Here is a 13,165-nt window from a genome sequence, read left to right as displayed (position 1 = left end):
ATGGAGGGTCCCCTCGCACTTGTGGTTGGCATATTGATTGCCACCGGAGTCTATCTGATGCTGGCCAGGGATCTGCTGCACTACCTGTTCGGGTTAATACTCATCAGTAACGCCGCCAATCTGGCCATATTTATTACTGGTAGATTAACCCGCGCGGCTCCGGCCCTGGTTCCCAAAGGGCTGGAAGTACCGCCTATGCCTGTAGCGAATCCCCTGCCCCAGGCACTTATCCTGACTGCCATTGTAATCGGTTTTGGTCTGTTGGCCTTTGCCCTGGCACTAATCGCCCAGGCCTATAAAGTGCTGGGTACCCTTGATGTGGACTCCATGCGCATTGCGGAGCCGGTGAAGCCCAAGAGGAAAAAATCCCCTTGAGCTGGTTACTCGCCCTGCCCTTCCTGATTCCCATCTTCACCGCACTTGCCGCTTTTCCAGCGCGCGGGCGCCCTTTGCTCTGCGGCTCAATTTCTATTTGCGGCTGTGTGCTGATGCTGGGAATAGCAATCGCCATTATGATACTGGTGGAAACCGGCGGTCCGCGCGCGGCCCAAATGGGGGATTGGGCGGCTCCCTTTGGGATTACCCTGGTAGCTGATCGTCTGAGTGCAGTAATGTTGCTAATCAGTGCAATTGTAGGGCTCTGCGTTTCATTATTTTCACTCTCAGACATTGATGAAAAACGGGTAAAGCTGGGATTTCACAGCTTCTTCCAGCTTTTATTGGCAGGCGTTTGCGGAAGCTTTATTACCGGAGACCTGTTTAATTTGTATGTCTGGTTTGAGGTGATGCTAATCGCCTCATTTGCCTTGCTGGTTTTGGGGGGAGATCGTATCCAGCTGGATGGCGGTATTAAATATGTCGCGCTGAATCTTGTGTCCACCCTGCTGATGCTCACATCCATTGGTATGATTTACGGGTTGACCGGCACCCTAAATATGGCACAGCTGCATATATCCCTGGCCACGGTCGACAATCCGGTGGCTGTATCTGCCCTGGCGGTATTGTTTATCAGTGCTTTTGGGATCAAAGCAGCTATCTTTCCATTATTTTTCTGGCTGCCAGCTTCTTATCATGCTCCCCCTGTGGCAGTAACCGCTGTATTTGCCGGGCTGCTTACGAAAGTTGGAGTCTACGCGCTGATAAGAACCTTTACCCTGATTTTCCCTACAGATCTGGGCTTTACCCACAATATCCTTTTGGGGGCAGCATTACTCACCATGCTAACCGGCGTACTGGGCGCTGCCGCCCAATATGAATTTCGCAAAATCCTTGCATTCCATATCATTAGCCAGATCGGTTTCCTGGTGCTTGGGCTGGCTCTCAACTCCCCCTTGGCACTGGCCGGATCAGTGTTTTACATGGTGCATAATATTGTTGCCAAAACTAACCTGTTCCTGATCAGCGGTACCGCCCAGCGCCTTACAGGCAGCTATGAATTGAGCGAAATCGGTGGTGTTTATCAAGCCAGCCCTCTGCTTTCTACCTTTTTCTTTATTGCCGCTTTCAGTCTTGCCGGCTTTCCTCCCCTGTCGGGTTTTTGGGCCAAACTATTGTTATTAAAAGCCAGCATGGAGCAGGCGGCTTACCTTGTGGCAGCTGTTGCGCTAATTACCGGCGCTCTAACCTTATATTCCATGAGTAAGATCTGGGCAGAGGTTTTCTGGAAGGACCACCCCAAAAGCTACTGTAGCAATTTGTATGAGATACCACGTACTGAGAGGTTACAGCGCCTGCTACCTGTTGCCCTATTAGCATTCATTACCTTAGGGCTGGGGCTGGTTCCAGAGCCTTTTATTGATTACTCCCTAGGGGCCGCAAATGAGCTTCTGGAACCCCGGGAATATCTGGATGCGGTTTTGGGCGAGGGTTCCGCCCAGTACACAGGAAACCACTGAGTATGCGCGTATTTTTACTCAATCTGTTATTGGCCATCAGCTGGTCCGCACTTACCGGTAATGCGACACTGACGAATTTCTGTTTTGGTTTTTTAATTGGTTACTTGGCACTGAGGGTATCCCCCAGTTTACCCGGGGGAAGTAAGTATTTTTATCGCCTGCCGCGCTTCGCCCACTTGGCCTTTTTTTTCATTCAGGAGCTGATACTGTCCAGCCTGCGTGCTGCCTATGAGGTATTTTCACCCAAACTAAAGAGCCGCCCCATGGTCGTGCGTATCCCCCTGAAAATCACTGATCGCAACCAAATTTTTATTCTCACTAATTTAATCTCGCTAACTCCGGGAACCATGGTGCTGGAAATTACCAAAGACCACTCTGAACTTTTGGTTCACACCATGTTTGTGGATGATCCGGAAGCTTTTCGCGAGGAAATTCACCAGGGTTTCGAAAAGCGGGTACGGGAGGCCTTTTCCTGATGCCAATTACTATTGCCGACATACACTCCCCCATTATTGTAGGGGCGATTAACATCTCTTCACTGATGTTACTTTTGGCCCTGGCAATGTGCTTTTTGCGAATATTTTTTGGGCCTACGTTAGCCGATAGAGTTGTTGCCCTGGATGTATTAAATATTCTCGCCGTCGCATACTGTGCACTATTGGCAATTGCTTCAGGACAGCCTGTATACCTGGATGCGGCTATTGCACTGGCACTTGTGGCATTTCTGGTCAGTGTGGCCTTCGCGCGTTTTATCGAAAAAAGTGGCAAGAAAACCGTGATTCACGAAGGGGGCGGTGGTGGTAGTTTTCGATGAGGTTTTTATTGCAGCATTGATACTGGTAGGAAGTACTTTTGGGTTCAGTGCCGCCCTGGGATTACTGCGCATGCCGGATTTTTACACTCGCATGAGTACTTCCGGTAAGGCTGCTACCCTGTGCTGTGGTCTTTTACTGGCCGGAGTGGCCACCCTGTTCCATGATACCCAGGTTACGGCACGGGCGGTGGCTGCAATCCTGTTCCTGCTACTCACGGTGCCGGTGGGCGTGCATATGATCGCACGCGCAGCCTACCGGGTTGGTACCCCTATGTGGCGGGGAACATCAGCCCGCCCCCGTTTCAAAAATCCGAAAAGGGACCTCCGTTAACCGAAAGTCCTTTCGAGGTGTCCCTAAATTAGTGGCTCTTAGAATACAGTTCAGCGATAACTGCATCACTGCGCCGGGAAAGTCGACGGGAACAGTCATCGACAAGGATGACATGCCCCATCTTGCGTCCCTCTCTCAGGCTTTTGCCATAAAGCCATACGCCTTCATTTTTCTGCGAGGGTGATTTATTCACTCCGAGCATATTAATCATGGCAGTTGGGCTGGAGCACTGTGTATCCCCCAGCGGCATATCGAGAATGGCGCGCAGGTGGTTGGCAAATTGACTGGTCTCTGCTCCCACCAGGGTCCAGTGGCCACTGTTATGGACCCGCGGCGCTATTTCGTTAACGATCAATCCCTCAGTTGTCACGAAACATTCCAGGGTCAGCGCGCCTACATAGTCCCAGTCACGCATCAGTTTATCCAGGTAGGATTGGGCCTGACTCATTAGCTGGAAGTCATGAAACGGCGCCTTTGAAACCAGAAGAGTGCCCTGGCGATGAAGGTTTTCAGTCAGGGGATAGGTTTTTACTTCCCCGGATACAGAGCGCACTCCAACCAGGGAAACTTCACAGGAAAAATCCACCGCTGCTTCCACCACGCAAGCTTGGCTCTGAGCTTCTTCGATAGCATCTTCAAGTTGCGCCTGGTTTTTAACCCGCCATTGGTTTTTCCCATCGTAGCCATTTTCACAGCTTTTAATAAATACTGGATAGCCCAGGGTGCCAAGGGAGCGACGTAATTCATCAGCCCCCAGCGCCGGTACAAAGGACGCCACTGGAAGACCGCTCTCGGTCAGTGCTAACTTTTCCCGCAGGCGGTGCTGGGCTTTTTCAAAGATATGGGGATCGGGATAAACCGGGCAAAACTGCTGTAACTTTCGCAACAAGGCCACATCCACCTGCTCTCGCTCGGCAGTAATTACCTCTGGCCGGCCCAAGGCTTGATACAAAACCTCCCCGCTCTCATGCTCTTCAAGCTTGACCAGCTCTCCAAGCCCTTCGACACAGCTGGTGTTTTCCCCTTCCTCGGCGAGGAAGCTGAAAGTGATACCGAGGGGCTGGCCCTCCTGCGCCATCATCTGTGCCAACTGCCCACAGCCAACTATAGCGATATGTCTGGTGCGCTCACTCACAGTGCCTTACTCCACAGACAGAGGAACTTGCTCACTTTGCTGCTCCCGCCAGGCAATCAGGCGCTGCTGCAGACCTGCATCGCTCAATGACAACATCTGTGCTGCCATCAGGCCCGCATTAAAAGCGCCGGAAGCACCTACTGCCTGAGTGGCAACGGCAACACCCCGTGGCATCTGTACAATCGAAAGCAGGCTGTCCATACCAGTCATAAAACGGCTCTCAACAGGGACAGCAATCACCGGCAGCGGGCTCATGGCAGCAATCATGCCCGGTAAGTGCGCAGAGCCACCAGCACCAGCGATAATCACCTGGGTACCTTTTTTATGTGCCTCACTGGCAAATTCCACTAAACGCTGGGGGGTTCTGTGGGCAGAAACTACGGCGGTAGCGAAGGGGACCTCCAGCTCTGTAAGAGGCTTGGTCGCATTGGACATGGTGGCCCAATCCGAGCGCGACCCCATTACGATGGTGACTTTTTCAAAAGGCAGAGACTTCACTTGCAGTTAACTCCAGTGTTGGATGAAGGCCAGATAGACGGGGATCGCCACCAGCACGTTAAAAGGAAATGTGATTGCCAGAGACAAGGTGATCGAAACACTGGCATTAGCCTGGGGCAGAGCTACGGCCATCGCTGCAGGCACTGCGATATAGGAAGCACTGCTGCCCAACACCGCTAGCAGGAAGACGCCTCCGGCAGACAGACCGAGCAGGGAGCCGAGAACTCCCCCCGCAACGCCACCCATCAAAGGCATGAAGATGCCGAAGCTGAGCAGGAATGCGCCCTGCCCCTTTACGTCTCGGAGACGCGCCGCGGCTACCCGCCCCATCTCCAATAAGAACAGGGCGAGAACGCCGTGAAATAATTGACCAAAGAAAGGCATGACAGATGCAGTACGCTCTCCAGCCCAGGCACCAATAACAATACCGCCAAGAAGCAAGAGAACGCCCTGGTTACAGGTCAGCTCGTGAAACAGCTTGCCGGTGCCAGCGTCTTTAGCAGACTGCCTCGCCAGCAGAATGCCCACCACAATTGCAGGAACTTCCAACAAAGCGACAAACAGAGGGAAGTAAGCCTCGTATTCAATACCGCGTGAATTGAGAAGTGCAACAGCCACAGCGTAAGTCGCGACACTGACGGAACCATAATGGGCAGCTGTGGCTGCGGCATCGAGGCGGGACCACTTGCCAATCCAGTGAAGGACCGGGAAAGCCAACAGAGGTAGCAAGGCACCAAAAGCCAGAACAGCCAGTGATTGTGGTACCAGGGTAGCGGCAGAATAGGTACTGAGTGCCGCACCACCCTTGAGGCCGATAGCCAGCAACAGGAAGATCACACAGCTTTGGTAGAGGCCAGTTGGCAGGCGCAGGTCACTGCGAACCAACTGTGCCAGTGCACCCAGCAGGAAGAAACCTACAACAATATCGAGTTGCATTTTCAGTACTTCCGGCGCTGGGATCGTACTGGCTGTCGCTCCTGTCTGGCGATATCCACCCTGATTCGCCGGCGGCTTCGACTGGTAAACCAGTAACCGACGTTGGCAAGTAACACCAGGAGACCAACAGCCATGAGGGCTCCGGCTACGATACCGGCCAGTGTCAGGGTCCAGCCAACAAACATGACCAGTAATCCAACAGACGCGCCAAAATATAGTTGTGACTTATGCATCAAAGAGGCCCCCGCTGTTTATTAAGTGGGCGCATTATCGATAGGACTATTGATAGATAAAAATAGATAATTATTATGTTATCTATCAGCAATCCTCTATACAGGTGCCTTGTGTCATCCAGCAGAGCCCACGCCCGCATCGGAACCGCACGACAATTGGAAATCCTCCTCACCGTGTTCGAGCAGCGCAGCATTAGTACCGCCGCCAAAACCCTGCACCTGACCCAGCCCAGTGTGTCTATGCAACTGGCCAAGCTCTCCTCCGCAGTGGGGCTACCCCTCTACTATTCTGTCGGCAAACAAATCCACTTCACCGAAGCAGGCCTGACATTGGTGGAAAGTGCCAGAGAGATACTAAAAAGCTATGAGTACCTGGAGCTGAAACTGGCGAAACTCCGGGGCCTGGAAAGCGGTAAACTCCAACTGGCCGTTGTCACCACAGCCAAGTACTTTATCCCCCACCTAATTGGGGAGTTTTATGAACAACACCCACAGCTGGATATTCGCTTTCGTGTAGGTAATCGCCAACAAATCATTGATTATACTGGGGAGGATGCTGATGATTTTTATGTATTCAGTCATCCCCCGCAAAATCCCGATTTGGAACTGGTGGAGTTTTTACCCAACCGCTTGTTGGCTATCGCCCCAGAAAAACACCCGCTTGCAAACAGGAAAAAGATCTCCCTGAAGGAGTTTGCCAGTTGTCCTTTCCTGCGTCGGGAAGAAGGTTCCGGTACACGTCATGCAATTGAGCGCTTCCTGAGAAAAAGGGGGGTCGATCTCAATGTTCGTATGACAATTGAAAGTAATGAAGCCATAAAACATGCAGTGATGTCTGGTCTCGGCGTATCGATTCTCTCCGAGCATACACTTGCCTTTGGCGGGCGTGCCGGCCTTGCCATGCTGAATGTAGAAGAACTGCCCATTATCACTCATTGGTATCTCGCCCGGCGAAAATCCCGCCCCCTCTCTCCTGCTGCAATGGAGTTTCTGGATTATGCCCGTAACCTGGAAACTGTGCCGGAAGAAATTGGAAGCCCCAAAATACTTCAATCCAAGTAATTAACCTTCCCCAACCAAAACAGGGAGGTAGAGGAATAAATCAATCTTATATTTACTGGTGTCTACAGAAGAGATTGTTATTCGTACGATCCCTGCTTTTCTATTTCCTTTAAAAGTCATGCCTTAAAGTTCGTCAAATCCCCTGCGGCCGGCCCGAATCCTGCTACTTTTGGGATACCCGCCGGCAACCTCAAATAAATCCTGGCGGAAAAATCACAACGGCAGAAAAGAAAGAAATTTCCTGCGCAAGTACAGAATTTTTATAGAGGGACATAGTGATGAAACTTAAGGGACTAAGTTGCACCGCAATTACGTTTCTTTTGACCTTTGGTGCAAACTTTTCTCATGCCCAAGAGGACTGGCGTGACATAGAGTGGGGTGACTTTATAGTTAGGTTCGGGCTCAGCTATGTTACTCCCAATGATGCAGCTACATCACTGAAATATCGAGTTCTTCAACAGTGGGATCTTTACAATACAACCTGGGAAATGGACACCGCGCAAACCTGGCAGATCTCAGGAGTTTGGCGCCCCACAGATCGTTGGGGCTTTGAACTGATGCATATTAATAACGCTTCATATGACGTAACCCTGGATAACTTCACAGGCAATCCGGGCCGTGACCAAATCCAGTTAGGAGATTTCAAGGCCTCTAGCACACTCGCTTTCGCAAACTGGTATTTCTTGGACCCTTCCTATTTCACCCGTCCCTATGTAGGAGCTGGGATTAACTATACCAATTACCATACAGTATCAATCAGCCGCCAGTTTAATGAATATCTGATAGATTCAGGCATGGCCGTTGCACCTGGATCATTTAATATGGGGCACTCTTGGGACTGGGCGCTACAGGCCGGGGTGGACTTCAATTTGGATTTTCGCCAGTTTCAGTATCCACTAATAATTAATCTTGCAGCGCTTTATTACATGTCTGATACAGATCCCACAGTGGATTTCCCCACCGAACTGGGCAGTGATCGACTTTACGCCCACTTTGATTACGATCCATGGGTAATCAATATTGGCGTGGGAACCAAGTTTTAAAAACACCTCATTAATTGCAGCTATTAGATTCACCTGTTGAATTTTACCAGTGGATCACAGCAGTCAGCCTACATGAGTCAATAGCTGTCTGCTCCCCGTATATTATTTATCGGAGTCATTGTGGTCATCAAACATAAATTAAACCAGCTGCTCATTATCTTTAAACCTCGATTCCTTATTTCATACCTCTTATTATTCTTACCTTTATTATCGATCCATCCTGCTGTAGCGGAGTGCACTCCGGGAAATACCGGTTCAGATGGCCCAGATCAAATTACCTGTGATGAAGATAACGATGCTGAAGACGCAGACGTTAATGCCTTGGGAGGCAATGACACCCTAAATCTAAATGGCGGCAACCTCAATAATGCCTATGGGGGATCCGGTGACGATGAAATCCATATTCTTGGGGCCATAGTGACCAACCTGGTTGATGGTGGCGATGGCGAAGATACTATTGTCTTGAACGAACGCAGTAGTGATGTTGGCACTTATCTTGGCGGTGGAGGTATTCACGGCGGTGCCGGCGATGATGATATTCAAATTCTGGACGGGTTGTCTTTCCATGTTTGGGGTGGCGATGGAAATGACAAAATCACCTTGGATGGTGGTTTTATTTTTAATTACCTGGATGCCGGCGAAGGGGACGACTATATCCACTGGGATGAGGGGCTCAGTAATGAAATTCGAGGTGGCAATGGCTCAGACACTCTGGTTATAGATTCCTACTCCTTCGAGGGCGACGCCATACTTAATGGTGGTGATGATCTCAGCGCTGAAGATGGTGATATTGATACTCTGATTTTCAAGCTGGATTATCGCGTAGATGGAACCCAGTTAGATAATTGGGAGAGGGTTGTTATCTGGGGTAGTTCTAAAATGATTTTTTCCGGCAGCCTCAACGTCGGCGGAGGCCAGGATAGCAATGGCAACCCTCTGGGATTGCACGTCAAGTGGGGAGGGCAAGCTTTTTTTGATACTGACGAATATACCGTGACTGGCAATGTTGCCAATGATGGAACTATCGATCTGGTTAATCAAAAATTCAATAAACTAACAGTAAAAAAAGATAGTAATGGTAGCTATGGCCAATATATTGGCGGCAATGGCCGCCTATGGATGGATGTAATCCTTGAAGGTGATAATGCGGGAAGTGACCACCTGTTTATTGAAGGCGAAGCCAGCGGCACTACAGCAGTTACAGTTTTTAACCTTGATGGACAAGGAGCCCGCACCGAAGGTAACGGCATTAAACTAATTTCGGTATCAGAATCATCTACGGACAATGCTTTTGTGTTAAATGGTGATTATGTCACCAAGGATGACCAGCAAGCAGCTATTGGCGGAGCTTATGCTTATACCCTTCATCACAACGGAGTTTCAGGTAACAATGATGGTGACTGGTACCTGCGCTCTGTAGTAAATGACTCAAACAAATTTCCACAAGGTGGAATGACTCGCTGGCAACCCACTGCGGTATTATATGAATCCCTACCACAGATACTTCGCTCCCTGAACCTTCCCACCCCCTTACGCAGTCGTGTAGGAAACCGCTTTTGGGTGGGTAGCAGTTATAAAGATCTTCTTAATACTGATTACAGTAGTTCAGAAGAAACTGCTATCGATAGCAAAGGCCTGTGGATACGTAGTAGTGCACGTTATATTAGCGCCTCACCAAGCCAATCCACCACCTGGGCCAGCTGGGATCAAAATTATTTTCAATTGCAACTGGGAGCGGATCTACCCCTGAATGTTTCAGTCCTGGGCAGTTCGCCAGTTGCAAGTATGACCTTGCATTATGGCGATGCTAAAAATGATGTGGATTCATTCTTTGGCGATGGTGACATTGATGTCAGAAATTATGGTGTCAGCGCATACTTAACCTGGTACAGCTACCAGGGCTTATATCTGGATACGCAATTAAAACTGGACTGGTTTGACTTCGATTTTGATGCCTACGATCTACGTACTCTGCATAACAGTGGCGAAGCCTACGGTTATGCCATATCCATAGAGGGCGGATGGAGCTTCAAATTATACGATTACTATTCCATTACTCCTTTGGCCCAACTAATTTATACCTCTGAGGAAGCAGAGGATATCGAGGATACTTACGAAGTTCTCGTGAGTGATATCAATAACAATGGTCTTTTATTGCGCCTGGGTACCGCATTCGAGAAAAGAAAAAGCCAGCGCAAATCAAGCCGGAAAATGTATGGTTCGCTACCTTTGGAGCGCTTTAGCTTCTATATGACACCAAGCTTGATTTTTAATCTCGACCAGGAAACAGACTTGCTTGTTTCAGGAACCCGCCTATATCAGGAACCGGACAACTGGTTTGGTGAGCTTCGTATGGGCGCCAGTTATGAAGAGTGTGGAGATCATTGCTCAATATACTCAGAAATATTTTATTCAAGTAGCCTGGAAAATCTTGGGGATAGCTTTGTTGGTGGCCTGGAACTAGGTTTCCGCTATAAATGGTAGCAAGTACCAATTATAGCGGCTCATTATTAGCGCTTTTTATTGCAGCTTATCTAGCAATTGATATTCAGAAAATACCTTCTTTAACTTGCAATCATTGCCAGATTTCCTTTTCAGGTTTGTATTTTTTAAGCCAGATCCTTGGGCACCTGGTATTGTTAAAAACCGATCCCGCCAGTGACGGTGATCCGACACACGGACTGCCTTAGTTCCCTGCCTGATACTCATCGCCTTTAGCCAAATATCATCCGCATCAGGGCAAATTTTGAGGAATTTCTCACTATCAAACGCATCTTTATGCAAAGCATGAGGGTGATAAAGCACTCCTCCAACCCCGGTTGGGAATACCATATGGGAAGGTTTGGTATTGGAGAAGCCACACCAGCTTTCCCTCTTTAATCTCCATTTCTCATAGGGAAGTAGGTTTCCAGTCTTATCAAGGGTGATTTGATGGGCACGATGACAATGGATATATGAGGGTTCCCGTAAATAAGCCTGGTACAGCATATCAACCATGTCCGGTGGGTATAAGACATCGTCATCTACAGTAATTATTAAACTATCCGGGAACTGATTAAATGCGTAAAAGTATTTTTTATAAGAGCCAAGATCACCGTCAACAAAAAAAATCTGAAGACCTCTCTGCTGCTGCTTCAGCAACATCTCCGGCACTTTTTCATCGGGAAAATTTTCTCTGGACAACCACAGAGCTATAGCGTCAGCCTTGAGGGATTGTTGGAATAAACTTTCCACACATAAATAAACATCATGGATACGTCGACCGAAGGATGTCAACGAAACAACGATTTTATCTGGCTTATTATTTCCTACCCCTTCTTCAACACTGGTTAGAGTTTGCTGGCTCAACAGATGACTGCGAACCAGAGACTCCAACTTTAAGTTGTTATTTAAATCGTGGCTTCTGAGCCTTTTTTTCAAAAAGTATTGAAGCATGTCATGTAACCGAAAACTATTTTTTTTGACCATCAAGGTAACCAAAATATGTCACTCTTCTGGTTACCTCTTATAAAAAATAATATACATCAAGGTGTACATGAAAAATGCTCAACAGTATCAAATTTGGAACTATGGTCCATTAACATAGATAAAAGAACTGTTGATACGCACCTTAAATAGAATAACTCACTGATTCGCGGCCATATTTAGTCAACTTATTCACAATAGCCAGGATTTACCCTGTCCAGTTTGCGCAGAAGTCCCGGCCACGCCAGCAAGCCTCCCTGGCTACCTGTAACCATGTCTCCCTCACTAACGATCTTATCCACAATTTCCTGGGGAACTGGGGTCAAAGGAGGATTACCGGCGAGCGCAGCAATTTGTATTTCACAGGCACGCTGCAGGATAAACATGGCGAGGAAGGTATCTGCAATGGTGGAGGCGCAGGTTAACAGGCCATGATTACGTAGGATCATGTAGTTCGCCATACCCAGGTCAGAGACCAACCGCGCTTTCTCATCTTCACGCACGGCAATGCCTTCATAATCATGGTAGGCAATGCTCGATAGGGGAAAAAGGGATTGCTGGGAAATCGGCAACAGCCCTTCGGCATGTGCTGAAACTGCCACACCCGCAGTAGTATGGGTATGCATAACACAGTGAGCATCCTCTCGAGCCTCGTGAATGGCACTGTGGATAGTGAATCCCGCGGGGTTCACCATCGCACCGCTGTCGTCAACCTTTTCCCCACCCAAGTCGATTTTGACCAGACTGGAAGCGGTAATTTCCTCGAAAAATACTCCAAACGGGTTAATCAGAAAGTGAGATTCGGGGCCCGGAATACGCACGGAAAGATGAGTGAAAATCGTATCATCCCAGCCGTAATGAGCGATTAGCCGGTAGGCTGCAGCCAAGTCGACACGTAATTGCCACTCTTCCTCACTGACCTTTCCCTTTAGTGAAGGCATGATTTCCAGTTGCATGATGCTCTCCTGTTTTCTTATTCGAGCCTCGATTCTGGATGAGCCTTACCGCAAAGACTGTCAATTTGTTTACACTTGGCGAATGAATACTATTGCGGCCATTTTAGATGCCTGTCCTCTGCTCTCCGGATTGCCAATTGAGGCCATGGAGCAGCTTGCGCAAGGAGCACAAGTACGGCGCTTCGGCACTGGGGATATGATTTATCCACCTGCCTCTTTACTGGAACGCCTGTCAATTATTGCCGAGGGGCAGGTACGTATTTGCTCGAGTAATATTTCAGGGCGCGAAGCCACACTTGCCATACTGGATTCCGGAGCCTGGTTTGGCGATACGGTATTTTGCCCTGGTACTCCCCGAGTATTTGGCGCCAACGCTCACAGTGACTGCACTATTGTGGATATTCAAGGCGAACAATTACGCAACTTGATGCGCCGCCATCCAGAGGCTTATCCAATAGTATTGGAACAAGTAAGCCTCCGCTTGTGGGCAGTAATGTCGATTATCCAGGACGACGTCCTGCGGGGTACCGAAGCAAGAGTTGCACGGCGCCTGTTCTTTATGGCACAGATGCATCACGGTAAGGATATTAGTGGCGCAGTGAGCTTTCGACTCACCCGTGAACTACTTGCCAACACCATGGGCATGACCCGGCAGGGAGTTCATCGCGTACTAAAAAATATTGAGTCTAAAGGGCTGATCGAGTCCTCTTACGGTCACATCAAAGTACCAGACTTAAGCCGTCTTCATGCCTATATTGAAGAACTTGATTAAATCACAGCCCGAGCAAACATTGGTT

At 48.9% G+C, this 13,165-nt stretch carries 15 protein-coding genes; 9 read left to right on the top strand and 6 right to left on the bottom strand.

What is annotated here, in order from left to right:
• Genes G367_RS0118105 through mnhG form a run of 5 tightly spaced genes read left to right on the top strand, consistent with a single transcriptional unit; the run spans position 1 to position 3,040 of the window.
• Entirely contained in the window at positions 1-375 is a 375-nt protein-coding gene (locus tag G367_RS0118105) for a Na+/H+ antiporter subunit C (protein ID WP_020414578.1), read from the top strand.
• Positions 372-1,895 (top strand): Na+/H+ antiporter subunit D, encoded by a 1,524-nt coding sequence (locus tag G367_RS0118100; RefSeq protein ID WP_020414577.1) that lies wholly within the window; start codon positions 372-374, stop codon positions 1,893-1,895. Before G367_RS0118105 ends, G367_RS0118100 begins: the two co-directional genes overlap by 4 nt.
• Positions 1,896-1,897: 2 nt before the next feature.
• Positions 1,898-2,371 (top strand): Na+/H+ antiporter subunit E, encoded by a 474-nt coding sequence (locus tag G367_RS0118095; RefSeq protein ID WP_020414576.1) that lies wholly within the window; start codon positions 1,898-1,900, stop codon positions 2,369-2,371.
• Entirely contained in the window at positions 2,371-2,709 is a 339-nt protein-coding gene (locus tag G367_RS0118090; RefSeq protein WP_020414575.1) for a cation:proton antiporter, read from the top strand. The genes G367_RS0118095 and G367_RS0118090 overlap by 1 nt, the downstream gene beginning before the upstream one ends.
• Entirely contained in the window at positions 2,693-3,040 is a 348-nt protein-coding gene (mnhG, locus tag G367_RS0118085; RefSeq protein ID WP_020414574.1) for a monovalent cation/H(+) antiporter subunit G, read from the top strand. The genes G367_RS0118090 and mnhG overlap by 17 nt, the downstream gene beginning before the upstream one ends.
• A gap of 28 nt (positions 3,041-3,068) precedes the next feature.
• Here mnhG and G367_RS0118080 read toward each other — a convergent pair whose 3' ends face one another.
• Genes G367_RS0118080 through G367_RS0118065 form a run of 4 tightly spaced genes read right to left on the bottom strand, consistent with a single transcriptional unit; the run spans position 3,069 to position 5,842 of the window.
• On the bottom strand, positions 3,069-4,175 hold the full coding sequence (locus tag G367_RS0118080; RefSeq protein WP_020414573.1) for a 5-(carboxyamino)imidazole ribonucleotide synthase: 1,107 nt from the start codon (positions 4,173-4,175) through the stop codon (positions 3,069-3,071).
• A gap of 6 nt (positions 4,176-4,181) precedes the next feature.
• Entirely contained in the window at positions 4,182-4,673 is a 492-nt protein-coding gene (gene purE, locus G367_RS0118075) for a 5-(carboxyamino)imidazole ribonucleotide mutase (RefSeq protein WP_020414572.1), read from the bottom strand.
• A gap of 6 nt (positions 4,674-4,679) precedes the next feature.
• Complete coding sequence (locus G367_RS0118070; RefSeq protein WP_020414571.1) at positions 4,680-5,609, bottom strand: sodium-dependent bicarbonate transport family permease; 930 nt, start codon at positions 5,607-5,609, stop codon at positions 4,680-4,682.
• A 2-nt stretch (positions 5,610-5,611) separates the two neighbouring features.
• Positions 5,612-5,842 (bottom strand): hypothetical protein, encoded by a 231-nt coding sequence (locus tag G367_RS0118065; protein WP_020414570.1) that lies wholly within the window; start codon positions 5,840-5,842, stop codon positions 5,612-5,614.
• Positions 5,843-5,953: 111 nt separating this feature from the next.
• Here G367_RS0118065 and G367_RS0118060 point away from each other — a divergent pair, with 111 nt between their 5' ends.
• The 3 genes from G367_RS0118060 to G367_RS0118050 all read left to right on the top strand — a co-directional run bounded on the left by G367_RS0118060 (position 5,954) and on the right by G367_RS0118050 (position 10,431).
• Entirely contained in the window at positions 5,954-6,904 is a 951-nt protein-coding gene (locus G367_RS0118060) for a LysR family transcriptional regulator (protein ID WP_040629047.1), read from the top strand.
• A gap of 278 nt (positions 6,905-7,182) precedes the next feature.
• Positions 7,183-7,947: an OmpW/AlkL family protein gene (locus tag G367_RS0118055; RefSeq protein WP_020414568.1), complete on the top strand. Its 765-nt coding sequence runs from the start codon at positions 7,183-7,185 to the stop codon at positions 7,945-7,947.
• A 120-nt stretch (positions 7,948-8,067) separates the two neighbouring features.
• Positions 8,068-10,431 (top strand): autotransporter family protein, encoded by a 2,364-nt coding sequence (locus tag G367_RS0118050; protein ID WP_026305236.1) that lies wholly within the window; start codon positions 8,068-8,070, stop codon positions 10,429-10,431.
• A 36-nt stretch (positions 10,432-10,467) separates the two neighbouring features.
• Here G367_RS0118050 and G367_RS0118045 read toward each other — a convergent pair whose 3' ends face one another.
• Entirely contained in the window at positions 10,468-11,415 is a 948-nt protein-coding gene (locus G367_RS0118045; RefSeq protein WP_020414567.1) for a glycosyltransferase family 2 protein, read from the bottom strand.
• 185 nt (positions 11,416-11,600) lie between these two features.
• Positions 11,601-12,368, bottom strand: coding sequence for a class II aldolase/adducin family protein (locus tag G367_RS0118040; RefSeq protein ID WP_020414566.1), 768 nt, complete (start codon positions 12,366-12,368; stop codon positions 11,601-11,603).
• Here G367_RS0118040 and G367_RS0118035 point away from each other — a divergent pair.
• Positions 12,352-13,140, top strand: a complete 789-nt coding sequence (locus tag G367_RS0118035; RefSeq protein WP_211214950.1) for a Crp/Fnr family transcriptional regulator — start codon at positions 12,352-12,354, stop codon at positions 13,138-13,140. The two genes, G367_RS0118040 and G367_RS0118035, sit on opposite strands and share 17 nt — an antisense overlap.
• Positions 13,141-13,165 lie beyond the last annotated feature (25 nt).

The sequence above is a fragment of the Microbulbifer variabilis ATCC 700307 genome (assembly GCF_000380565.1).
In the GTDB taxonomy this organism is placed as follows: domain Bacteria; phylum Pseudomonadota; class Gammaproteobacteria; order Pseudomonadales; family Cellvibrionaceae; genus Microbulbifer; species Microbulbifer variabilis.
This window is presented reverse-complemented; position numbering and strand designations above follow the sequence as displayed.